Origin of the sequence: Methylophaga sp. UBA2496, from assembly GCF_002341635.1 — a bacterium.
GTDB lineage: Bacteria > Pseudomonadota > Gammaproteobacteria > Nitrosococcales > Methylophagaceae > Methylophaga.
This window is the reverse complement of sequence record NZ_DDOK01000009.1, coordinates 169,138-189,362: the sequence shown is the minus strand read 5'-3', so window position 1 is coordinate 189,362 and position 20,225 is coordinate 169,138. Positions and strand designations below refer to the sequence as shown.

23 protein-coding genes and 4 tRNA genes are annotated in these 20,225 nt (G+C 45.5%); 23 read left to right on the top strand and 4 right to left on the bottom strand.

Annotated features, from left to right (window positions below; all coding sequences use genetic code 11):
* Window positions 1–42: 42 nt before the first annotated feature.
* The 15 genes from B2W60_RS14065 (at window position 43) to B2W60_RS14355 (ending at window position 9,574) form a co-directional block, all read left to right on the top strand.
* A complete protein-coding gene (locus B2W60_RS14065) occupies window positions 43–492 on the top strand; it encodes a phage regulatory CII family protein (protein WP_292358986.1) in 450 nt (149 codons plus the stop codon).
* Window positions 485–853, top strand: coding sequence for a hypothetical protein (locus tag B2W60_RS14060; RefSeq protein WP_292358988.1), 369 nt, complete (start codon window positions 485–487; stop codon window positions 851–853). The genes B2W60_RS14065 and B2W60_RS14060 overlap by 8 nt, the downstream gene beginning before the upstream one ends.
* A 53-nt stretch (window positions 854–906) precedes the next feature.
* Entirely contained in the window at window positions 907–1,518 is a 612-nt protein-coding gene (locus B2W60_RS14055; protein WP_292358990.1) for a tyrosine-type recombinase/integrase, read from the top strand.
* A complete protein-coding gene (locus tag B2W60_RS14050; protein WP_292358992.1) occupies window positions 1,515–1,790 on the top strand; it encodes a hypothetical protein in 276 nt (91 codons plus the stop codon). Before B2W60_RS14055 ends, B2W60_RS14050 begins: the two co-directional genes overlap by 4 nt.
* Window positions 1,787–2,032 (top strand): hypothetical protein, encoded by a 246-nt coding sequence (locus tag B2W60_RS14045; RefSeq protein ID WP_292358994.1) that lies wholly within the window; start codon window positions 1,787–1,789, stop codon window positions 2,030–2,032. The genes B2W60_RS14050 and B2W60_RS14045 overlap by 4 nt, the downstream gene beginning before the upstream one ends.
* A 121-nt stretch (window positions 2,033–2,153) precedes the next feature.
* Window positions 2,154–2,405, top strand: a complete 252-nt coding sequence (locus B2W60_RS14040; protein WP_292358996.1) for a hypothetical protein — start codon at window positions 2,154–2,156, stop codon at window positions 2,403–2,405.
* Window positions 2,393–2,611: a hypothetical protein gene (locus tag B2W60_RS14035; protein ID WP_292358997.1), complete on the top strand. Its 219-nt coding sequence runs from the start codon at window positions 2,393–2,395 to the stop codon at window positions 2,609–2,611. Before B2W60_RS14040 ends, B2W60_RS14035 begins: the two co-directional genes overlap by 13 nt.
* On the top strand, window positions 2,595–3,173 hold the full coding sequence (locus tag B2W60_RS14030) for a YfbR-like 5'-deoxynucleotidase (protein WP_292358999.1): 579 nt from the start codon (window positions 2,595–2,597) through the stop codon (window positions 3,171–3,173). Before B2W60_RS14035 ends, B2W60_RS14030 begins: the two co-directional genes overlap by 17 nt.
* Window positions 3,160–5,886 (top strand): toprim domain-containing protein, encoded by a 2,727-nt coding sequence (locus tag B2W60_RS14025; protein ID WP_292359001.1) that lies wholly within the window; start codon window positions 3,160–3,162, stop codon window positions 5,884–5,886. Before B2W60_RS14030 ends, B2W60_RS14025 begins: the two co-directional genes overlap by 14 nt.
* A 163-nt stretch (window positions 5,887–6,049) precedes the next feature.
* Window positions 6,050–6,238 (top strand): carbon storage regulator CsrA, encoded by a 189-nt coding sequence (gene csrA, locus B2W60_RS14020; protein ID WP_292359004.1) that lies wholly within the window; start codon window positions 6,050–6,052, stop codon window positions 6,236–6,238.
* Complete coding sequence (locus tag B2W60_RS14015) at window positions 6,235–6,678, top strand: DUF7673 family protein (protein ID WP_292359005.1); 444 nt, start codon at window positions 6,235–6,237, stop codon at window positions 6,676–6,678. Before csrA ends, B2W60_RS14015 begins: the two co-directional genes overlap by 4 nt.
* Before the next feature lie 91 nt (window positions 6,679–6,769).
* Window positions 6,770–7,468, top strand: coding sequence for an MT-A70 family methyltransferase (locus B2W60_RS14010; protein WP_292359008.1), 699 nt, complete (start codon window positions 6,770–6,772; stop codon window positions 7,466–7,468).
* A 175-nt stretch (window positions 7,469–7,643) separates the two neighbouring features.
* Entirely contained in the window at window positions 7,644–7,907 is a 264-nt protein-coding gene (locus tag B2W60_RS14005; protein ID WP_292359010.1) for a hypothetical protein, read from the top strand.
* Between the two features lie 34 nt (window positions 7,908–7,941).
* Window positions 7,942–8,106: a hypothetical protein gene (locus B2W60_RS14000; RefSeq protein ID WP_292359012.1), complete on the top strand. Its 165-nt coding sequence runs from the start codon at window positions 7,942–7,944 to the stop codon at window positions 8,104–8,106.
* Window positions 8,054–9,574: a recombinase family protein gene (locus tag B2W60_RS14355; protein WP_366652769.1), complete on the top strand. Its 1,521-nt coding sequence runs from the start codon at window positions 8,054–8,056 to the stop codon at window positions 9,572–9,574. The genes B2W60_RS14000 and B2W60_RS14355 overlap by 53 nt, the downstream gene beginning before the upstream one ends.
* Here B2W60_RS14355 and B2W60_RS13995 read toward each other — a convergent pair.
* Window positions 9,534–9,609, bottom strand: a tRNA-Glu gene (locus B2W60_RS13995). The genes B2W60_RS14355 and B2W60_RS13995 overlap by 41 nt on opposite strands.
* 24 nt (window positions 9,610–9,633) lie before the next feature.
* A tRNA-Ala gene (locus B2W60_RS13990) sits at window positions 9,634–9,709 on the bottom strand.
* 285 nt (window positions 9,710–9,994) lie between these two features.
* Here B2W60_RS13990 and B2W60_RS13985 point away from each other — a divergent pair.
* The 8 genes from B2W60_RS13985 (at window position 9,995) to B2W60_RS13950 (ending at window position 18,090) form a co-directional block, all read left to right on the top strand.
* The gene (locus B2W60_RS13985; protein ID WP_292359013.1) at window positions 9,995–12,265 is read left to right on the top strand and encodes an LPS-assembly protein LptD; all 2,271 of its coding nucleotides are present in this window, start codon (window positions 9,995–9,997) and stop codon (window positions 12,263–12,265) included.
* A 136-nt stretch (window positions 12,266–12,401) separates the two neighbouring features.
* Entirely contained in the window at window positions 12,402–13,667 is a 1,266-nt protein-coding gene (locus B2W60_RS13980; RefSeq protein WP_292359015.1) for a peptidylprolyl isomerase, read from the top strand.
* Window positions 13,664–14,659 (top strand): 4-hydroxythreonine-4-phosphate dehydrogenase PdxA, encoded by a 996-nt coding sequence (gene pdxA, locus B2W60_RS13975; protein ID WP_292359017.1) that lies wholly within the window; start codon window positions 13,664–13,666, stop codon window positions 14,657–14,659. The genes B2W60_RS13980 and pdxA overlap by 4 nt, the downstream gene beginning before the upstream one ends.
* Window positions 14,656–15,450: a 16S rRNA (adenine(1518)-N(6)/adenine(1519)-N(6))-dimethyltransferase RsmA gene (gene rsmA / locus B2W60_RS13970; protein ID WP_292359019.1), complete on the top strand. Its 795-nt coding sequence runs from the start codon at window positions 14,656–14,658 to the stop codon at window positions 15,448–15,450. Before pdxA ends, rsmA begins: the two co-directional genes overlap by 4 nt.
* Before the next feature lie 222 nt (window positions 15,451–15,672).
* Complete coding sequence (locus B2W60_RS13965) at window positions 15,673–15,945, top strand: HU family DNA-binding protein (RefSeq protein WP_014707392.1); 273 nt, start codon at window positions 15,673–15,675, stop codon at window positions 15,943–15,945.
* Between the two features lie 13 nt (window positions 15,946–15,958).
* Window positions 15,959–16,034, top strand: a tRNA-Val gene (locus B2W60_RS13960).
* A 9-nt stretch (window positions 16,035–16,043) separates the two neighbouring features.
* Window positions 16,044–16,120, top strand: a tRNA-Asp gene (locus B2W60_RS13955).
* 77 nt (window positions 16,121–16,197) lie between these two features.
* Window positions 16,198–18,090 (top strand): SurA N-terminal domain-containing protein, encoded by a 1,893-nt coding sequence (locus B2W60_RS13950; protein ID WP_292359022.1) that lies wholly within the window; start codon window positions 16,198–16,200, stop codon window positions 18,088–18,090.
* Window positions 18,091–18,122: 32 nt separating this feature from the next.
* Here B2W60_RS13950 and B2W60_RS13945 read toward each other — a convergent pair whose 3' ends face one another.
* Both B2W60_RS13945 and B2W60_RS13940 read right to left on the bottom strand, forming a co-directional pair.
* Window positions 18,123–19,340, bottom strand: a complete 1,218-nt coding sequence (locus tag B2W60_RS13945) for a dicarboxylate/amino acid:cation symporter (RefSeq protein WP_292359023.1) — start codon at window positions 19,338–19,340, stop codon at window positions 18,123–18,125.
* An 82-nt stretch (window positions 19,341–19,422) separates the two neighbouring features.
* The gene (locus tag B2W60_RS13940) at window positions 19,423–20,211 is read right to left on the bottom strand and encodes an enoyl-ACP reductase FabI (protein WP_292359025.1); all 789 of its coding nucleotides are present in this window, start codon (window positions 20,209–20,211) and stop codon (window positions 19,423–19,425) included.
* Window positions 20,212–20,225: the final 14 nt, after the last annotated feature.

Sequence of the window (20,225 nt, the reverse complement as noted above, 5' to 3'; positions counted from 1 at the left end):
GCCCCTTAAACATACACCAGTCGAATTTAGGGGCAAAACGACATGTACGATCCAATAGAAACTGCAGCATATGACCTGGTACATGATTACCGTGGTGGGGCCAAAGCGCTCGCTTCAAAGACCAATATGAATGCTGGAACGCTCCAGCATAAAGTTAATCCCTCAATGGAAACCCATCATCTGACCCTAAAAGAAGCGGTCATGTTGATGTTGGTTACCCAAGATTTCCGTTTATTACATGAGATATGTAGCTTGCTCGATCATGCTTGCCTGTGCTCAAAACAGTACACCGGTATGGCAGATGCTGAGTTTCTGAATCATTTCAGCCATGCAGTAAGCGAGTTTGGTGGCATGGCCTCAGCCATCCATCACGCCCTGGAAGACGGCAAAATCACCACCACCGAAATCAGAACAGTCCGTAAGGAAACGCTCGAAGCCATTGCAGCAATGGCTTCTATACCTGCACGTCTGGAGGGTATGAGCGATGGCTAAAGTATTTTTGATGCTTAATCCCACACTCATGATGGGCATGGCCAAGCGTGTCTGGTTGGACGTTGGGGATGTTATTCAAATAAGCCAGGCTCATGAAATCCATATCAGCCGTATCCGGTTTGATGACATCGACCAGAGTGAAAACCAGCTCGTTTTAACCGAATTACTGCACGGCAAGTCACAGCACGAACATATCGTTAAAAACGGTCGTTGGCTGCTTTTACCTACCCGTCGAGGTTATATCGAGATAGTGCCTAAAGCTATTTCATTTAATGCGAACGGCAACGTGGACAAGCTGTTGGTGGATATCAACGAGACACCTGCAGCGAATCTCACACACAACATTTCAATAAGTTTTTAGCCGGCTGTATTCAGCTTCGCAGTCGGTTTTTTTGTGTACTGCAGGAGGGCGTTATGACAGAACACACATTATCAAAAACGATAGATCGCTATTTAACCGTGAAGGAAGAAAAGCAGCTATTCAAAGTGGTTGGTTCTATAAAAGGAAATTTGGCTGAACGCGATATGGCCTGGATGGAGTTATTACGTTATACCGCCATTCGTGTTGGTTCACTGGTTGGTATATCCGTTCAAGATGCTAGACATGCCATTGCCATCGGTCGGCTGGAGCTTAGAAGTGAGTTTGCAAAGCGTGGCAAAGGCTACAGCATTCCACTCACCAAGAAAGCCAAGCATGCTCTTAAAGAACTGTTGAGAGTCCGCGTAGCAATGGGTTATGCGTTGGAACCAGATGCCCCTTTGGTCATGAGCCAAAAGGGGAAAGGGATCAGCATACGTAGTCTGCAAAGCCGATTACGTCATTGGGTGGATATGGCCGGGCTGGACGATATTACACCGCATTGGTTTAGACACACCTTAGCCATGCGGATCATGAATCAATCTACTGCTGTAAATAAGCTTGGCGTGGTTCAGGCGGCATTGGGGCACACCACTGCAACAGCCACCATGATCTATACCCGTCCCAGCAAGGAAGACATTGCATTAGCTATGGAGGAGGCGTCGTGAAAGCACACATTAATTTCGCGTTATTGAAAGTTCAAAAATATTTGGAAACCTGCTTGCCTGGGAAAAAAATATATGTTGCAGCGAGAATTTCACCAAACGCGTCAGGCTGCAGCTATCACGTTGTCATTGATAACAATCGTGGTGGTGAGGCTTATGAAAGCTGGGCTGATTTTAGCGATTTAATTGATCAAGTCTTATTTGAATATGGCATCACCCGCGTTGATGCGTACCTCCTCACTAAACCGAATCAGGCAATGCAGGTGAGCCAATGACCGAAATTACCTGTTTCACTGACGGCAAAGCCATCTACTGCCGGTCGGCACGAATTTTTCCATCTGACGTGCCAGGCAAGTTTGTCTGTCGGATGCAGCTGCTGATTGGCAAGCAGGAAATCATGGTTTATTTCAGCGAACCCGAAGAAATGATCACCTATTGCCGACGGCATTTATTCCCAATCGATATTAACGGTTATGAAGCCCAACCGCTTCAATCAGAACCGATCATAAAGGAGTGAACAGCATGCTATTCAGCCTGATTTTTGGAGCCTTCGTTATCTACCTGCTGGTTGGCGGAATAGTAATACTCAGCAGTGATTTGGAGTTGCGAGCGGTGTGTAGACGGACCTGGTCAAGTCGGTGGTTATTTTCACTCGCCTTACTGATTTGGCCCCTTTTTATGATGTGGTTGAAGTTGAAATGGCGACTGAAACAAAGCGTGTAAACCTGAGCCGGTTGCCACCAGAACGTAAACAAAAAGCGTGGCAATGGCTTCAGGAGACAAGGCCAGCTCAGGCTGAGCTCATTCAATCAAAAGCAGTACAGGAAATAATCTCGGCATTTGATGGCGAGATCATTATCGAGGTGGAGACCAAGCAATGCGAAAACTAGAACAGTTAAAAGAACAGGCCCTGCAGCTACTAAAAGAAGAGGGTGCACTTCATACCCATCAATTGGCATCGATGTGCACAACCGTGGTCAGTATCACTGAAATGAATGAGGCTCTGATTGAACTAAATAATGAAGAGCTCGTGGATTTTAAAGTGCGGGTTGGTTGGTATCTCCAAAAGGATAATGACGATGCAGACAATGCCTAATAACCTAAAGATGCAACCATCTATTCTGCTGCGTAATGGCAAATATTTTGATTTTCTTCGACCACAAACATCTGACTTCACAATTTTGGAAATAGCACATGGATTATCAAATATCTGTCGCTTCGCTGGCCAATGTAAAGATTTTTATAGTGTCGCCCAACATTCGGTTTTAGTTTCTCGCGTTGTATCGCCACAGTTCGCTTTGCAAGGTCTTCTCCATGATGCTGCAGAGGCTTTCATCGGCGACATCCCTACGCCGCTCAAGCAGCTCTTACCTGATTATTGTTGGTTAGAAAAAAATATTGAACAGGTGATTTTCAGTAAGTTCGGTCTTCCTAATCACCTAGACCATTCTGTTAAGCAGGCAGATCTAAAACTTTTAGCTACTGAACAACGTGACCTGATGCCAGCACATGATGATGTTTGGCCAATTTTGAAAAACATCCAGCCACTCAGAAATACTGTTTTCGCAGTTGATTCACACACTGCCAGAGAAATGTTTCTTTGGCGTTATATGGAAATCACCGGTGCCACAGGGGAGATACCAAGTGGCGTCAATTGAAGAACTCAAAGCCAGAATCGATCTGCATGAACTGGCTGACCGGCTTGGGCTTGAACGTCCAGGCGGTCGGGGCAATTATAAAAGCCCAAACCATGATGACAAATCACCTTCGCTATCTATATTTGAAAAAGCCGGTGGCTGGTATTGGAAAGATCATTCAAGTGGAGAGGGTGGTGATTGCATAGCGTTAGTGTCTTACGTAAACAGCATGGACACCGCTGAAGCTATTTTTTGGTTACATGAACAATATGGCTTTCCATTAGAACGGCGCCATGCAAATGAACCAGCACGGCCCAAAACATTACCAGAGATTATTGCAGATAAATCCTTCATTGATCCTGAGCCGTTGGTGCCTTACCTCATTGGCAGAGGCATTGATGAACAAGTCATTCGCGAGGCCATAAAACGGCGTTCAGTTGGTTGGAATAGCTGGTCATCAAATAAGGTTGAGCCGGGCAATTTTGGTTATGGCGGACCTGCTGCAGCATTCGTTGTGCGAACGGTTAACCCTGGTCGAATCGTAGCTGTTGATATGCGTTATCAGGATCCTGCTCTGAATGGCGGTACCAAGACACAATGCCAAGGTGAGAAATATGGTTATCCCTGGTATGACGATTTGGCTGAGCTCAAAAAAGCACACACGGTTTATGTTGTCGAGTCACCTATTAATGCGTTATCCGTTAAAACTGCCGATATCAAGGGCGCGACAGCCATTGCTGTGCGCGGTACCAATGTTGAAGCCATCGATTGGACCTTTTTGATAGGCAAGCGAGTTGTATTGTGTTTCGATTTTGATCAACCCGATAAATTTGGGCGGTGTGCCGGTCAAGAAACAGCCTGGAAGCTGCACGAAATATTATTAGGCTTGAATGTTTCGGCCTTGATGGTAGACCAATGCGAGTGGGCCGAGGGTGGCTGGAACGATATTAATGATGTGTTGAAACAGGAAGGACCATTATCAACACAAGCAGTTTTAAGAAAACTTGAACCATGGATCATTCCTGGGTTACCTGGTCGTGATAATGTTGGGAAAAGTCGTGTTTTTCTCCCGGCTCATGATTATGGCCAGTACTGGAGATATCGCGCAAAGGAAGACTTCACCACTTTTGTGAAGTCCGTTGACAAGGATGACAACGGAATGGAAAAAGAGACCTTTACGGATCTGTCTGGCTTTCGGGTGGCCGGTTTATCTCGAGTAAATATTGCCAGCGTCACCGCGACTATGACTGGTGAACAGGATGCCCAGCCCAATACCGTTTTTGCTGTTTCAGTTCAAACCCCTCGCCATGGCTCTCGCCTGGTAAGGCGAGTAGTCGAAGACGAAAAATTACACAATCTCGATCAGTGGGGAAAGTTTGGGCCCATTTTTAATAAAGGCTCATTTTCTCGCATGCTCAATATACTCGAGCGTGCTTCTCATATTGGTGCTCGTAACGCGGCCAATTTTGTAGGCCTATGCTGGCGAGATAGCAAGTTAACCGTTAATGAAGGGCCAGATTGTTATTTCATGGACCCTGAAAAACAATGCCCGTATCACAACCTCACGTTCCCAAGTGGCACCGTTTACGAAGCTCGGCAAGTTATCGAGGCGTATCAACAAACCTTTAACCAAAATGCGGCTGCAATCATGTTGGTATGGTCGCTGGGTGCCCATTTAAAAGTATTGCTTGGTTTCTGGCCACATATGACATTACAGGCCGACAAAGGGGCCGGTAAATCAACCATCATTAAACGCTTGGAACGTTCGATTGCTTTCACCATGTTCTCTGGGCAATCACTTCAAACAGAATTCCGTTTGCTTACGTCAATATCCCACACATCACACCCGGTTGGTTGGGAAGAACTATCCGCTCGCCGGCAGGATGTGATTGATAAAGCTGTGGCCATGCTGCAGGAAAACTATCAATACACCATTAGCCGCCGTGGTGCGGATATGACGGAATATTTGCTATCCGCACCGGTACTGCTTGCAGGTGAAGACGTTCCCGTTCGATCGCTGCTGGGCAAGATTGTACGTAGTGAGCTAACAGGCAAAAAAGGAGCCATCCTGCCGGAAGAGTTACCCCGTTTTCCCGTGCGTCAGTGGTTAGAGTTTCTGACCACCAAAAGTCGGCATGAAGTCGGTGAAATCTATAAAAAGGCGCGTCAGTACTGCTTAGAGCATAGTCGGGCGAAAGGTGAAGATGATGGTGCTGTGCGTATGGCCGGTAATTATGCGGCTTTGCTTTGTGCCTGGAGCCTGTTGTGTGAGTTTTCGGATTTACCCAAAGAGACAGGCAATTTTGTTACCGACGTTATTGCAGAAATGAATGGCCATGTCGGTGAAACAAGTGCCGATCGTGAACCGTGGGTTTGGATCCTAGAAACCATCTTCTCTGAAATCGATAGCGGTCAGTATCGGCACCCCAAAAAGTTTGAAGCAATCCGTTTGATACCTGGTGAAGATGAAAAATGGTGTCTGCTAATTCGCACCGGCCACATCATGGATCACATAAGCCACACCCCAGCATTACGGGATAAATGGAATGCCTTGCCGGTGAAATCTGACCGAGTTTTTAAACGTCAGTGTCATCAAGCCGGCGTCATCGTTAAAGAAGAAATCGAGCGGGTTATTAATGGCAAGCGAGTCAGCCATCTGGTCGCGTTAGGGCTCGAAGAATTGGCCAGATTTGGCCTGTATACATCACCACCTGAATACGAAGGGGTGCAGTAGCAAATGAACATCGTTACCCAAGCCGGTAGTGGGGCTAATAACACCGGCCGTGTGAGAGTGCGCTTCCTTTAAAGATTTAACTGCATGGGGATCACACCGACTAGCCGGCGCAAGCGGCTAAACCGGCCAATAGGGGCCACAAAACCAACCAAGGAGAGAAGGTATGTTGATTTTAACTAGAAGAGTAGGCGAATCGTTAATCATCGGTGATGACGTCACCGTTTCGGTATTAGGGGTTAAAGGTAACCAGGTACGCATTGGGGTCGAGGCTCCCAAAGATGTCACCGTACATCGTGAGGAAATATATGACCGTATTCAGGCTGAACGTGATGATGAGGATGGTGAGTCATGAGCGAATTAAAAGCCATTGAAAAGACAAAAGACGAAATCATTAACGATTTAAAAAACCGCGTTATGACATTGCACTTTGATAATAAATACCGGAAAAACTCGGTGCTTTATGAGGATGTGACATATCAAGAGTATGCCGATGCCATTATTCATTTGTTTAAGTTAGCAGCAACCGATTGCGGTGGTGCCTACTATGCGTCTCAAGTGCTGTTAAGCCTATACAACGGTAATGAATTTCATGTGGACCTTGCCCGTGTGGCATGCAACCTAGACAGTCATTATCTCAATTCAGTCATGGTGGCCATTAAAGGCCGAGGTCAATTGATGACCGAACCACACAATGTCATTGAAGATGGCTCCAAACACTTCGGCGAATTATGGCGTCAGTGCGAATCACTACATGTTCGTGAGCGCTACCAAAGCTATTACGAAGGACGGTGAGTCATGGATAAATTCAAACTCTGTCCATACTGCGGATCCTCACGTATTCGAAAAGACGTGCATCAACATACGGGCGATACTGGTGAATTTGATGTTGATGTTATCGAGTGCCTGGACTGTGATGCTGTTGCGCCTGAGCGAACTTGGAATTGTCGGGTGGATAAAAATGAACTTTCCAGATAAAAAATACCACGCGATTTATGCGGATCCGCCTTGGACGTATCGAGACAAAGCGAATAGTGGCCAGCGTGGAGCTGGCCACAAATATCCTTGTATGACGTTATCGGATTTGATGCAGCTGCCTATCAATCAAATTGCGGATAAAGACTGCGTTTTATTTATGTGGCATGTGCCACCGATGCCGATGGAGGCATTAAAACTGGTCGAAGCCTGGGGTTTTAAATTCAGCACAATGAAAGGCTTTACCTGGATAAAGCTAAACAAGCAGTTTGCTCGGGTGGTTAAACAGTATTTTGCGATTGGCCATGATGAATTGATGCAAATGACCGATCACAACATCACCAGGTTAATGCTCAGCCTGACGAAAATGGGGATGGGTAACTTTACCCGTACGAATTCAGAAGACTGCTTAATCGCCGTTCGTGGCAATGGCCTGAAGCGAATCAACGCCGGCATTAAAAACACCGTGTTCACGCCTTACACCACGCATTCACAAAAACCGGATGAAGTCAGGCAAGGCATTGTGGAATTGATCGGTGATGTGCCTCGTATTGAGCTATTCGCTCGGCAGAGGGTAGAAGGTTGGGATGCATGGGGGAATGAATTGTAATGATGCCAACTGCTAACAGAGGAATTAAGGAATCACGTCCGCCCACTGAATCTGAACTTATAAAGGTTTGGAACCTGCTTCTCGAATACGAACGCGACCCGAACCATAAAAATGACTCTCTTTACGCTGCTCTTAGGTCTGTAAGAGGTATGGCCCCAGCTGAGGGAGTAGGCCAATGAACTGTTCATCGATGACTTGGATTGTTGAACGTGATGAGCGGCTTAAAATTATCAAAAACCTTGATATTCAGGCTGCAAAAAAGATGCTGCCGACCAATATGACTGATACCGGGTTACTGATTGCGCTGCATAAATTACGATATGAATCCCCGCAAATAGAATCAGAGCTGCGAAATAAAAGCGGCAAGTTTTTACGGGCGAATGGCTTTTGCCGAATCAATGGTTTGCCGTTGCTGCCAGATGGTGAGTTGCCAGAGTGAATAACGTTATTAGCCAGGGCAATGAGCTTTAACCATGGCCGATTCACAGCACATCGATGTCGAAACCGTGGGACAAATCGACGTAGATTCTGCGGTGGATGTGTTATTTCCTATGTTGCTCAAGCAGCTACAAAAACAACAAGAAGATGATCAACAACAGAGCCGCCGTTTATCTCCGATCAAGCAAGGATCGCAGTGATGTAAGTATCGCTGCCCAGCGTCGTGATCTGAATGATTTGGCCACTGAGCGTGGCTTAATTATTGTTGAAGAGTTTATCGATGCCGTGGAGTCTGGAAAAACGGAAAATCGCCCAGGCTTTCAATCTCTCTATGTCAGTATGAAGTCCCGTCAACGTGGCTGGAGCACTTTACTGCTGCTTGATACTAGCCGGCTTTCTCGCCGGCAGTACATTTCCCATTTCTTTGAACATGAAGCCGAAAAGCAGGGGATCCGGATCGTTTATAAATCACTTCCGGATGCAGACCCGATTAGCTCCATGATGTTGAAAACTATCTTGCAGGCTATGGACCAATGGCATTCGATGATCAGCAAACAAAAAGGACTTGCGGGTATGGCTGAAAACGTTAAACAAGGTTTCCGTGCGGGTGGTGCTGCCCCGAAAGGTTACCAGCTTGAGAAAATAGCAACAGGTGCCATTCGTGATGGCCAGGCTGTAATGAAATCCCGACTTATACCTGGTAAAGAAGCCGATAAGGTGTCCAGTTATTTAAAACAGAGGGCAATGGGGATCGGTCGGCAATCAGTACTTACCAGGATGAATTTGAATTGGTCTGCAACCACCGCTTTATCAATGGAGTGGAATGCTCTGACATACGCTGGCCATACTATTTGGAACGTTCACGAAGAAAGGGTCGAAGGTAGAAGTAAAACCGGCAAAAAGCGACGGCCACGCGACCAATGGCACATAAATAAGGATACACATGAGGGACTGATTACCGAAGATGAAGCTGAGGCAATACTGAAACAGCTTGAAGATAACAAGCATAAATCTGTTCGCAGTACTTCAAGTAAATACCTTTTGAGTGGGCTTTTACGTGATGAAAATGATAATAAATGGTCTGGTGATGCCAGTAAGTATTATCGAGCTGCTGGTGGCCGTGGTCGACGTATGACAGCAATGTTTTTAGATGAGTTATTTCTGAGCCAGCTTAAAGCCGATCTGCAGTCTGCGAAGTTTACCGGGTCAATATTGCGACGAGCTAAAAAGGCTGGCCAAACCGATACCACAAAACAACGTGCGGCATTGCATCGACAGATTGACCAGGTTGATACACGCATTCAACGCCTGGTCGAACTGGCCTCCACGTCAAGTGCTCCAGATGCATTTCTTCGTTCGGTTGAATCAAAAGAAAATGAACGACGGCAATTACTGTCTGCCATTAACGAATTGGATGAGCAGAGTAGTGCTGAAAACTATCTGGCATCACTCACTGAGTTCGATATCAAACGTGCTTTGGACCAATTATTTAAAGAGCTTCATGCGTTGGATAGAGAGAGTCTGAAAGACTTCATATGCCGGATTGTTGAGCGGGTAGTTGTTGCTGCAGATAAGAAAAACCCCCGGATGGTTATTCATTACAGAATACACATCCGAGGGTTTAATATGGCGTCCCCAAGGGGATTCGAACCCCTGTTACCGCCGTGAAAGGGCAGTGTCCTAGGCCTCTAGACGATGGGGACCTAAAACTGTTTTCTTTCGATTCTTGGTGGAGCTAGGCGGGATCGAACCGCCGACCTCTTGCATGCCATGCAAGCGCTCTCCCAGCTGAGCTATAGCCCCCGAAAGGAAGCGCATACTATAGGGATTGAGTTTTTCTCTGTCAACAGAATATTTGAAAATATTTCCATGAACTGCTGATGGTTCCACGGAGAATGTGGTGGCTGTGAAGCGAGCAGGAATGCCATAGTAGAGCTAAGTTATTGATGAATGGTCAATATATTGTTTTTAGCTATCTTAATTAGATAGGGGATTTGATGAAAGCACATTTCTGTGCGATAAATTGGCAGTTGTTTATTGAATGGAGATGGCCGATTTTTCGACCATCAAGGCTGATCGGGGATGTTGATGCGCAAACTGATAATGTTATCTGCAGGTTTTGTTTCCTGTTTTGCTCCTCTTGTTTCCGCAGAGCCATACCATGTACCTAGTCATTGTCCCCGACCGGCTGCTGATTTTTTTCTCCCCGAAGATGCGCTCACTGCAGAAAGTGACGTTGATGTTCAAGCTGACACTGCTCAGCTGGTTGATTTGGGTACTTCGGTATTTACCGGCAAAGTAGATGTTCGTCGCGGTGGGCAACAACTCAATGCCAATCGTGCAACTTATAACCAAACCACAGGTAAGGTCACTGCTCAGGGTGATGTGCGGTTGCGTGATAGCCAGATGTCGATATTCGGTGATCAGGCGGAATGGAATCTTGATGAAGATCGTGGCACGCTGATTGATGCTAAATATCAAATGAAACAGATGAATGCACGCGGTGAAGCGAGCCATGTGAACCGGCAGGGTGTGCAATCAACGCAGTTAAAAAACGCCACCTATACAACTTGTATGGAAAATGACGATTTCTGGAAATTAAAAGCCGGAGAGGTCGATCTGGATCATGAAGAGGGCGTGGGCCGGGCTTATGATGTTGTGCTTCGCATGATGGATGTCCCGGTTTTTTATACACCCTATATCAGCTTTCCATTAAGTGATGAACGTAAATCTGGTTTTTTAATTCCCTCAATTGGGAATTCCAATGAAACCGGTTTTGATGTCAGTACTCCTTATTACTGGAACATTGCACCGGATATGGATGCGACCCTGACACCACGTTATATGTCTGATCGAGGTTTGATGCTCATCGGGGAATATCGTTATTTGACTTCGCAGTCGGAAGGGATAATTGATGCTGGCTTTCTGGGCAGTGACAGCTTGCGACAAAATGGGGATGAAATTAATCCCAACTATAACCAAAACAGAAAACATTTCTCATTTCAGCAGGATGGTCGCTATGCAAATCGCTGGCGCACTCAGGTCGATTATAACTATGTTTCTGACAGGGATTATCTGGAAGATTTCAGCAACAATCTCAGCTTAAGCAGCACCACGCATTTAAATCGCTTACTCAATGTGAATTATTACGGTGATATTTGGAATTTTGGTGCCAGGGTTCAAGGCTATCAAACGCTGTTGCGAGAAGTTGAAGAACCTTATCAACGTTTACCACAATTAACACTTCGAGGTCTGTTACCTGATCAGGCATATGGTCTTAGCTATGAGTTTAATTCCGAATTTACAGCTTTTGATCATGACGAGTTGGTTAAAGGACAACGCTTAAATATTGAGCCCGGAGTTAGTTTGCCAATGGGCACAGCTGGTTTTTTTGTCACACCAAGGGTGGCGTTAAAACAAAGTTACTATTCTCTTGATAATTTAAGTGGGCAATCTCAATTTGAAGAAAGCAGTATTAACCGCACTTTGCCGGTAGTAAGCCTGGACAGTGGTTTGGTTTTCGAAAGACCGCTGAATTTTGCCGGTAACAAAATGATCCAGACACTAGAGCCAAGAGCCTTTTATCTTTACATTCCATACCGTGATCAGGATGATATTCCATTGTTCGATACTAATCTTCGTACTTTTGGTATGGGGAGTATGTTTAGTCATGAACGCTTTACTGGACCTGACAGAATCGGAGATGCCAACCAGGTAACAGTTGGCTTGACCAGTCGTTTTATTGATGAAGAAACCGGTCGTGAGAAGTTAAGTGTGACTCTGGGGCAAATTCAGTATTTTTCTGATCGCCGAGTCAATTTAAGGCCAGATGTGCGAGAGACTTCGTCTGATTCTGATTACATTGCCGAGGCAATAGCAAGCATTAGTGAAGAGTGGGCTTTGGCGGGTCAAATTCAATGGGATCCGGATACTACACAGTCAAGTATGTCATCGTTGCAATTACGTTATCGTAATGAGGATGGTGGCGTATTTAATATTGCTCATCGTTATCGTCGCGATGATGGAGATAACCAGTTTCCGCTAGATCAGATTGATGTATCCGGCAGTGTGCCGATTAATGACCAATGGAGTGTTATTGGTCGTTATTATCGATCATTAAGAGACAGTCTCACACTCGAAACATTAGCTGGAGTTGAATATCATAGCTGCTGTTGGGCTACCCGCATTGTTTACAGAGATTATGTTAAAGACACTAATTTTATTGGTATCGATAATGATGAGTTTGGTAATGAAAACCGTACTAAAGCTATCTTCTTCGAAATCGAGCTAAAAGGTTTGGGGCGCTTTGGTAAGAAGTCAGATGGTCTTCTTGAAGACAGTATTCGCGGGTATGAATAATTTTCGTCCACTATATTCAACTTTCTAACGGAATGTTTTGTCTTTAATCCAGAAATCTGCAACGAAGGTTCTTTAGGCTTGAGGCCATTTGAACCGCTATAATACCGACCATCAATTTACGGAGTTTGAATAGTTCATGATTAAATATCTGCTTGTCGGCTTATTGCTTGCTAACAGCGTTTTAGCAGCACCGTTGGATCGCATTGTTGCTGTCGTCAATAACGAAGTCGTATTAGACAGTGAACTGGTTGAAATGGAACAGACCGTCCGTCAACAACTTCGCCAACGTAATGCCACTATTCCATCCTCGGACATTCTCCGTCGTCAGGTGCTTGAAAGAATAATCATGCAGAAATTGCAAATTCAGCGAGCTGAAATGGGTGGGATTCGGGTGGCTGATGATGCATTGAATGCGGCTATCAGACAAATCGCTGAAAATAATAATCTTACATTGCGGCAATTTCGTGATGCTCTGGAGAGCGACGGATATGATTTTGCTGAATTTCGCGAAACTATTCGTGAAGAGATGGTGATAAACCGCCTGCGTAAAAGCGAGATTGAGGATTCGATTGTGGTTTCTGAACGTGAAGTAGATAATTTTCTGGCAACGCAGAACCTGCAGGGTGATTCCGAGCAGGCTTTTCGCTTGCTGCATATTTTAGTCGCTTTACCCGATGCGCCTGCACCGGAACAGGTTCAGGCTGCAGAGCAGAAATTAGCTGAAATTCAGGATTTGCTGGATCAGGGGGGAGATTTCTCGGAGGTTGCAGCTGGTTATTCTGATGGTCAAAATGCCTTGGAAGGTGGTGAGCTGGGTTGGCGCAAACAAGCAGAACTGCCTACCTTATTTGCCGGTGTCGTACCAAACCTGGCTGTCGGTGAAGTTAGTGATGTTATACGCAGTGGCAGTGGTTTTCATCTGGTTAAACTTGCTGAAAAACGCAGTGAGGAAACACACTTGGTCAAACAGACCAAGGCACGTCACATTTTAATTAAAACCAATGAGCTGGTAACCGATGAAGCGGCGGAAAACAGACTTCAGCAATTGCGTGAGCGAATCCAGAATGGTGAAAGTTTTGCTGAGTTGGCCAGAGCGCATTCTGAGGATACCGGCTCTGCAATAGACGGCGGAAGTCTGGGGTGGACCAGTCCGGGCGTGATGGTGCCGGAATTTGAGGAAGTGATGAACTCATTGGCTGAGGGGGAAATAAGCGACGTTTTCCAAAGCCGTTTTGGCTGGCATCTGATTCAGGTGGAAGAACGTCGTGAACAGAATATGGCTGATGAATTCAATCGGAATAAAGCCCGGGAACAACTCAAGCAACGTAAAATTGAAGAAGAAATGGAAAGCTGGTTAAGAGCCATGCGTGATGAGGCTTATATTGAGTACCGTGACCTTTGAGTGACATTCGCCGGATAGCGCTGACAGCGGGGGAACCTGCTGGTATAGGACCAGATCTCTGTATTCAGTTGGCTCAGACTGCTCAGCAGAGTGAAATAGTCGTTATCGCCGATCCCGTTGTTTTGCAGCAGCGTGCCGATACGTTAGGCCTGCCGATAAAATTAATTGAATTTGACGCTAGTCAAACACCTGAGGCCGGTATTGCAGGCAATATTGTCTATCTTCCTTGTGAAGTAACCGGAAAAGTCGTTGCTGGAGAGTTGAATACGGCTAATGCTGTCTACGTTGTAAAATCATTACAAATTGCGTTGGATGGTTGTCTTGATAATACATTTGATGCGGTTGTAACGGCACCAGTTCATAAAGGTGTGATCAATGACGCGCACATACCTTTCAGTGGGCATACCGAGTTTTTTGCCGATGGTGCTGGTGTCAATAAAGTCGTTATGATGCTGGCAACGCCTGAGCTTCGTGTCGCCTTGGCAACCACCCATTTACCTCTACGTGAAGTGAGTGATGCCATTACTCAGGAAAGCCTGCAACAAATTATGCATATTCTGGTTGACAGTTTGCAGCACAGTTTTGGATTAAAACGGCCGCGTATAGCGGTTTGTGGTTTAAATCCGCATGCAGGTGAAGGCGGCCATTTGGGGACTGAGGAGCAAACTGTTATTGAGCCGGCCATAAACTACATGCAGGCAAAAGGATATGATATTACCGGTCCCTGGCCCGCCGATACGATTTTCGTGAAGTCCAGGCTGGCAGACTATGACGCCGTGCTGGCTATGTATCACGACCAGGGATTACCTGTTTTAAAACATCAAGGCTTTGGTGATGCCGTTAATATCACACTGGGTCTTCCATTTATTCGTACCTCGGTTGATCACGGTACAGCTCTGGATCTTGCCGGCACAGGAAAAGCCAGTGCGACAAGTCTGCAGGCAGCAATCTATATGGCTGAAACAATGTCGCAAAATAAAAATATCCCATGAGTGAGCAACGATCTTATCCAAAAGCCCGTAAACGTTTTGGTCAGAACTTCCTGCATGATGAAGCGGTAATAACCGATATTATCGCCGCGATATCCCCGCAAAAAGATCAGCACTTAGTCGAAATAGGGCCGGGACGTGGCGCGTTAACCGCAGCTTTACTGGCCGATTCTGCAAGATTGGATGTGATCGAACTGGATCGTGATTTGGTGCCAATACTTAAAAATCAGTTCAGTGAGTCAACGAATCTGTGTATTCATCAGGCTGATGCATTGGAATTTGATTTTAAACAGTTGCAACAGAACGATGAAAAATTGCGAGTGATTGGCAACCTACCTTATAACATCACCACCCCTCTATTGTTCCATTTACTTGATCAGGCAACATTGATTGAAGACATGTGCTTTATGCTGCAAAAAGAGGTTGTAGAGCGCATTTGTGCCGCACCAGGTAATAAAAGCTATGGTCGTCTCAGCATAATGATTCAATATCAGTGCATGGCTGAACAATTATTTATTGTGCCACCTACTGCCTTTGACCCTCCACCTAAAGTGGACTCAGCAATCATTTATTTACAACCAAGGAAGCAATTTGTTGGGGGCGATGTCTGCATCAAAACCTTAGGTACTTTAGTCACTCAGGCATTTAGTCAACGTCGAAAAACCATCGCTAACACTTTGAAAAATAGTGTTTCCCTCTCTGAGTTGGAGAGGCAGGGTATCGATCCCAAACAACGTCCGGAAACCTTGTCTGTTGAGCAATATGTTGCTTTGGCCCAATCGGTTGGTGCTTAAAATAAGCATAGACTATATGAGTAAAGGCTTAAGTACTGATTTAGCATGAGTTTAGAGGTGGTTCACAAAAAATCGTCCATGGCGAATGATGCTAATGTTTTACTGTCTTGACACACTGTTTTTGCTGTAGTTAGATACACACAACCAATGAGACGCGCCGAGGTGTTGTGTGTCCTTTGGGACTTGAACACATAATATATAAACGACACGAGGAATTAAGCTGTGAATAAATCTGAATTAATCGATGCAGTTGCTGCGGCCGCAGACATTTCAAAAGCAAAAGCGGCTCTGGCTGTTGATGGCGTGACTTCTGCAGTCACAAAAGCGTTAAGCAAAGGCGATCAAGTTACTTTGGTAGGCTTTGGTACTTTTTCTGTTCGTGAGCGTGCTGCTCGTACTGGCCGTAACCCACGCACCGGCGAAGAAATCAAAATTGCAGCTGCTAAAATTCCTGCATTTAAAGCTGGCAAAGCGCTTAAGGATGCTGTAAACTAGTTTCTTTTTTCTGGGGTGCTTAGCTCAGCTGGGAGAGCATCGCCCTTACAAGGCGAGGGTCGGGGGTTCGAACCCCTCAGCACCCACCAGGAATATCAGGAGCGGTAGTTCAGCTGGTTAGAATGCTGGCCTGTCACGCCGGAGGTCGCGGGTTCGAGTCCCGTCCGCTCCGCCAATACAAAAGAAGGGCGCATTCTATGCGCCTTTTTTTTTGCTTAAATTAACCCACACTCGTGAAGAAGGTTCACTGCTATGTTGCATTTCATACGTGATCGCGCCCAAGGTTGGATTGCTTGGTTTATTGTTGGTTTAATCAGCATTCCCTTTGCACTTTGGGGGGTGAATTCTTATGTCACCGGACCAAGTGATGCGGTAGTAGCGAAGGTAAATGGTGAGGAAATCACCCGCTCTGAATTATTACAGGCAGTTCAGCGTTATCGTGAACAAATGCGGCAAATGATGGGAGATGAATTTAATCCCGATATGTTTGATGGTGCTGAAATACGCTATGCAGTCATAGATGATCTTATTGAGCAACGCTTGATTCGTTCAGCCTCTGATAAGCTGGGGCAACGAATAAGTGACCGTCAAATTGCCCAGTTTATTCAGCAGACCCCGGCTTTTCAACGCGATGGAAGTTTTGATACCGAGCAGTATCAAATGGTGTTGGCTCGTGCTGGATTCAGTCCGGCATCCTACGAAGCATCTTTGCGAAATGACCTTCTGGGGCAGCAACTTGTCCAGAATATTGAAGGCAGTACTGTAGTGTCTCAAGTTGAAGTTGAAAGACTGTTGAAACTTGAAAACCAGCAGCGTGAAATCGCTTATGGTGTGATAAAACTTGAAGACTTCCTGAGCGAAGTAGAAGTTGATGAAAGTGATGTGCGTGATTTTTATAACGCCAATCAATCAAGCTATACCACTCCGGAACAGATCTCGGTTGATTATCTTGAATTGTCACTTGATACGGTTTCGTCACAGATTGACGTTAACGATGAACAACTACAGCAATATTTTATTGATAATAAAACCCAGTTTGTCGGCCCGGAACAGCGTCGCGCAAGTCATATTCTGATTGAGGATAATGAACAAGCAGAGCAAATCCTCGCTGAAATTCAAACCAAGTTTGAAGAGGGGCAGAGCTTTGAAGAACTCGCAGAAGCTTATTCTGTAGATGTCGGTTCAGCATCTTCTGGTGGTGATCTGGGAACCATTCAACGTGATGTGATGGAAGCGACGTTCGAAGAAGCGGTATTTGCTTTAGAAAATGTAGGAGATATCTCCGAGCCGATTAAAACAGAGTTCGGTTATCACATCATTAAACTGACTGATATTGATAAATCCAGCAATGTTGATTTTGCTGATGTTAAAAATGAAGTAGCCTTGCAATACAGACGTCAGCAGGCTGAGCGTCAGTTTTATGATAAAGCTGAAGAACTGGCCAATCTTACTTATGAAAATCCTGAGACCCTGGATGTTGCTGCAGAAGCTTTAGCATTGGAGATTAATACCTCCGGTTCATTTACGCGCTCTGGTGGGAGTGGTATTGCTGAAAATCAGGCAGTTATAAAAGCCGCATTTTCTGATGATGTACTAAATGAAGATTTGAACAGTCAGGTTATTGAATTATCTGACACCCGACTGGTTGTGATCCGTAAGAACAGCTATGTGGATGCGACGTTACTGCCATTTGATTCTGTCTCTCCCGCAATTACCGAGCAAATTCGTTATCAACGTGCCAGTGATTTGGCATATATTCAGGGCGAAGCCAGATTACAGGAATTAAAATCAGGGGCCCCGGCAAACGAGGTATTTGTTGATAACTGGCAGCCGGCCGCATTTTATAGTCGTGATAGTCAGAACATCAGTGCCCAAATCCTCAATCAGGCATTTACGTTACCTAACGCGGAGTCAACGCAATATGCGGGCTTTACAGCAGATAATGGTAATTACGTTGTGGTCGCAGTAAGTGATGTGCAACAGGGGGCAATTGACGATATCGAGCCTGAAGTCCGTGATGGTTTGGTTTCAAACTTAACACGCCTGAATGGCAGTGCAGAAATGGCCGCTTTTCTCAGCGCATTACGCAGTGAGGCGAAAATTAAGATTTACGAATCGCGTGTAACCTCTGCCGATGAAGAATAATTATTACTTCTGGAATGAGTAAAAAAAGGCGCTTATAGCGCCTTTTTTATGACCAGTGTATCAATGACTTTGGCGCCGACACTGTCACCCCATATATTGACGACGGTACGAAAGCGATCCAGAAACCAGTCTACTGCCAGTAACAATGCAATACCGTCCAGAGGCAAGCCTACGGCACTGAGTACGATTACCATCGTCACCAGACCCGCTTCCGGTATCCCCGCTGCCCCGATTGCAGCCAGCGTTGCAGTGATAAACACAATCACCTGCTGGGTCATGGTTAAATCAATTCCATAGGCTTGTGCAATAAATAATACGGCTGCTGCCTCATAGAGTGCTGTGCCGTCCATATTTACTGTGCTGCCAAGTGGTAATACAAACTTGATGGCCTTATCGCTGACTTTATTTTCGCGAGCATTCTCCATTGTTAATGGCAGGGTAGCGGTTGAGCTTGCCGTACCAAAACCGGTAAATAAGGCTCGGCTCATGCCAATCAAATAGCTAAAGCCTTTACCGGCAATAAGTTGAAGTAGTAAGAATAGAAAACAAAAATGAATAAATAAGCCAGTCAATACGGTGACGACATGCCAGCCTACGGCTTGAATTTCTTTGTAAAGTTCTTCACCACCACCCGCCAGACCGATGCGCGCAGCAATCAACGCAAAAATCCCGATGGGAGCAAAATACATGATCCATATCACTAGTTTCATCATAGCTTCATTAATGCCATCAAAAACCGCAAATACCGGTTTAGAGCGGTTGCCAATAGTCGTTAGTGCCATGGCAAACAATATGGCAAAAACAATGATTGGTAATAATTGCATTTCGGTAGCTGAGGCAAACAGATTGGGTGAAATCAGTGACATGAAAATATCGGATATGCCGGTCCCCTGTTTTTCAAGAATACGCTCTGGAACTGTGGCATTGCCAAGCTCTATTCCAGCACCAGGTTGGATAATATTGACCACTACCAAGCCAATAAAGACAGCAACAGCCGTTGTAAGACCATAATAAAAAATGGTTGAACCACCTAAACGGCCCAGCTTTCTGACATCTCCAAGTGCCCCAATGCCGCTGATGACCGAGGCCACAATCAGAGGAATAATGATCATTTTAAGTGCATTGAGGAATAAATCGCCCATCCAGCCGATTTGCAATGACAACTCACCAAAAAACCAGCCAAATAAAACACCACTAATGGCACTCAAGATGATTAGAGCTAATAAAATGACGGCATGTGAGTGAGGCATGAGCTGTCCTTAATTTGCAATGGTTAAAACAAAAACAGGGCTTAACGCCCTGTTTTTATTAACTAAATGTACATCGGTTAGATTACTTGTCGCCAATGCCAACGATGTTGTATCCACCATCAACGTAGGTAATTTCACCAGTCACACCGGATGCAAGGTCTGAGCATAGGAAAGCGGCAACATTACCCACTTCCTCAATGGTCACATTGCGACGCAGCGGTGCATTACGTTCGCCATAAGCCAGCATCTTGCCAAAATCGCCGATCCCCGCTGCAGCTAAAGTTTTGATAGGCCCGGCGGAAACAGCATTGACTCGAATACCATCAGGGCCTAAAGAGTAAGCCATATATCTGACAGTCGCTTCCAAGGCTGCTTTGGCGACGCCCATAACGTTGTAATTATCAATGGCACGTTCGGCACCCAGGTAGCTTAAAGTCAGTAATGATCCATTTCGGCCGGCCATCATATTTTTGCCTGCTTTCGCCAATGCAGCAAAACTATAAGCACTGATGTCGTGTGCAGCAGCAAAGCCTTCGCGAGTCACGCTGTCAACAAAACTGCCCTGTAACTGTTCGCGTGGGGCAAATGCCACTGAGTGAACAATTGTGTCGAGACCATCCCATTGTTTGGCCAGATCATCGAAAACAGCATTGATCTGTTCATCGCTGCTGACATCGCAAGGGAAAATTAATGCTGGATTGGAGCCACATTCTTCAGCGATTTTTTCAACACGTGATTTGAGTTTGTCATTTTGGTAGGTAAAAGCCAGTTCTGCGCCTTCACGAGCCATCGCATGCGCAATACCGGCAGCGATAGAACGCGAGCTGGCCACGCCAACAATCAATACCCGTTTACCTTGTAGAAAACCCATGAAGTACTCCAGAA

Bases quoted from the DNA above. Each gene is read 5' to 3' on its own strand.
- B2W60_RS14065 (WP_292358986.1), top strand. From the start codon at position 43: ATGTACGATCCAATAGAAACTGCAGCATATGACCTGGTACATGATTAC.
- B2W60_RS14060 (WP_292358988.1), top strand. From the start codon at position 485: ATGGCTAAAGTATTTTTGATGCTTAATCCCACACTCATGATGGGCATG.
- B2W60_RS14055 (WP_292358990.1), top strand. From the start codon at position 907: ATGACAGAACACACATTATCAAAAACGATAGATCGCTATTTAACCGTG.
- B2W60_RS14045 (WP_292358994.1), top strand. From the start codon at position 1,787: ATGACCGAAATTACCTGTTTCACTGACGGCAAAGCCATCTACTGCCGG.
- B2W60_RS14035 (WP_292358997.1), top strand. From the start codon at position 2,393: ATGCGAAAACTAGAACAGTTAAAAGAACAGGCCCTGCAGCTACTAAAA.
- B2W60_RS14030 (WP_292358999.1), top strand. From the start codon at position 2,595: ATGCAGACAATGCCTAATAACCTAAAGATGCAACCATCTATTCTGCTG.
- csrA (WP_292359004.1), top strand. From the start codon at position 6,050: ATGTTGATTTTAACTAGAAGAGTAGGCGAATCGTTAATCATCGGTGAT.
- B2W60_RS14015 (WP_292359005.1), top strand. From the start codon at position 6,235: ATGAGCGAATTAAAAGCCATTGAAAAGACAAAAGACGAAATCATTAAC.
- B2W60_RS14010 (WP_292359008.1), top strand. From the start codon at position 6,770: ATGTTGATGTTATCGAGTGCCTGGACTGTGATGCTGTTGCGCCTGAGC.
- B2W60_RS14005 (WP_292359010.1), top strand. From the start codon at position 7,644: ATGAACTGTTCATCGATGACTTGGATTGTTGAACGTGATGAGCGGCTT.
- B2W60_RS14000 (WP_292359012.1), top strand. From the start codon at position 7,942: ATGGCCGATTCACAGCACATCGATGTCGAAACCGTGGGACAAATCGAC.
- B2W60_RS14355 (WP_366652769.1), top strand. From the start codon at position 8,054: ATGATCAACAACAGAGCCGCCGTTTATCTCCGATCAAGCAAGGATCGC.
- B2W60_RS13985 (WP_292359013.1), top strand. From the start codon at position 9,995: ATGCGCAAACTGATAATGTTATCTGCAGGTTTTGTTTCCTGTTTTGCT.
- B2W60_RS13980 (WP_292359015.1), top strand. From the start codon at position 12,402: ATGATTAAATATCTGCTTGTCGGCTTATTGCTTGCTAACAGCGTTTTA.
- rsmA (WP_292359019.1), top strand. From the start codon at position 14,656: ATGAGTGAGCAACGATCTTATCCAAAAGCCCGTAAACGTTTTGGTCAG.
- B2W60_RS13950 (WP_292359022.1), top strand. From the start codon at position 16,198: ATGTTGCATTTCATACGTGATCGCGCCCAAGGTTGGATTGCTTGGTTT.
- B2W60_RS13945 (WP_292359023.1), bottom strand. From the start codon at position 19,340: ATGCCTCACTCACATGCCGTCATTTTATTAGCTCTAATCATCTTGAGT.
- B2W60_RS13940 (WP_292359025.1), bottom strand. From the start codon at position 20,211: ATGGGTTTTCTACAAGGTAAACGGGTATTGATTGTTGGCGTGGCCAGC.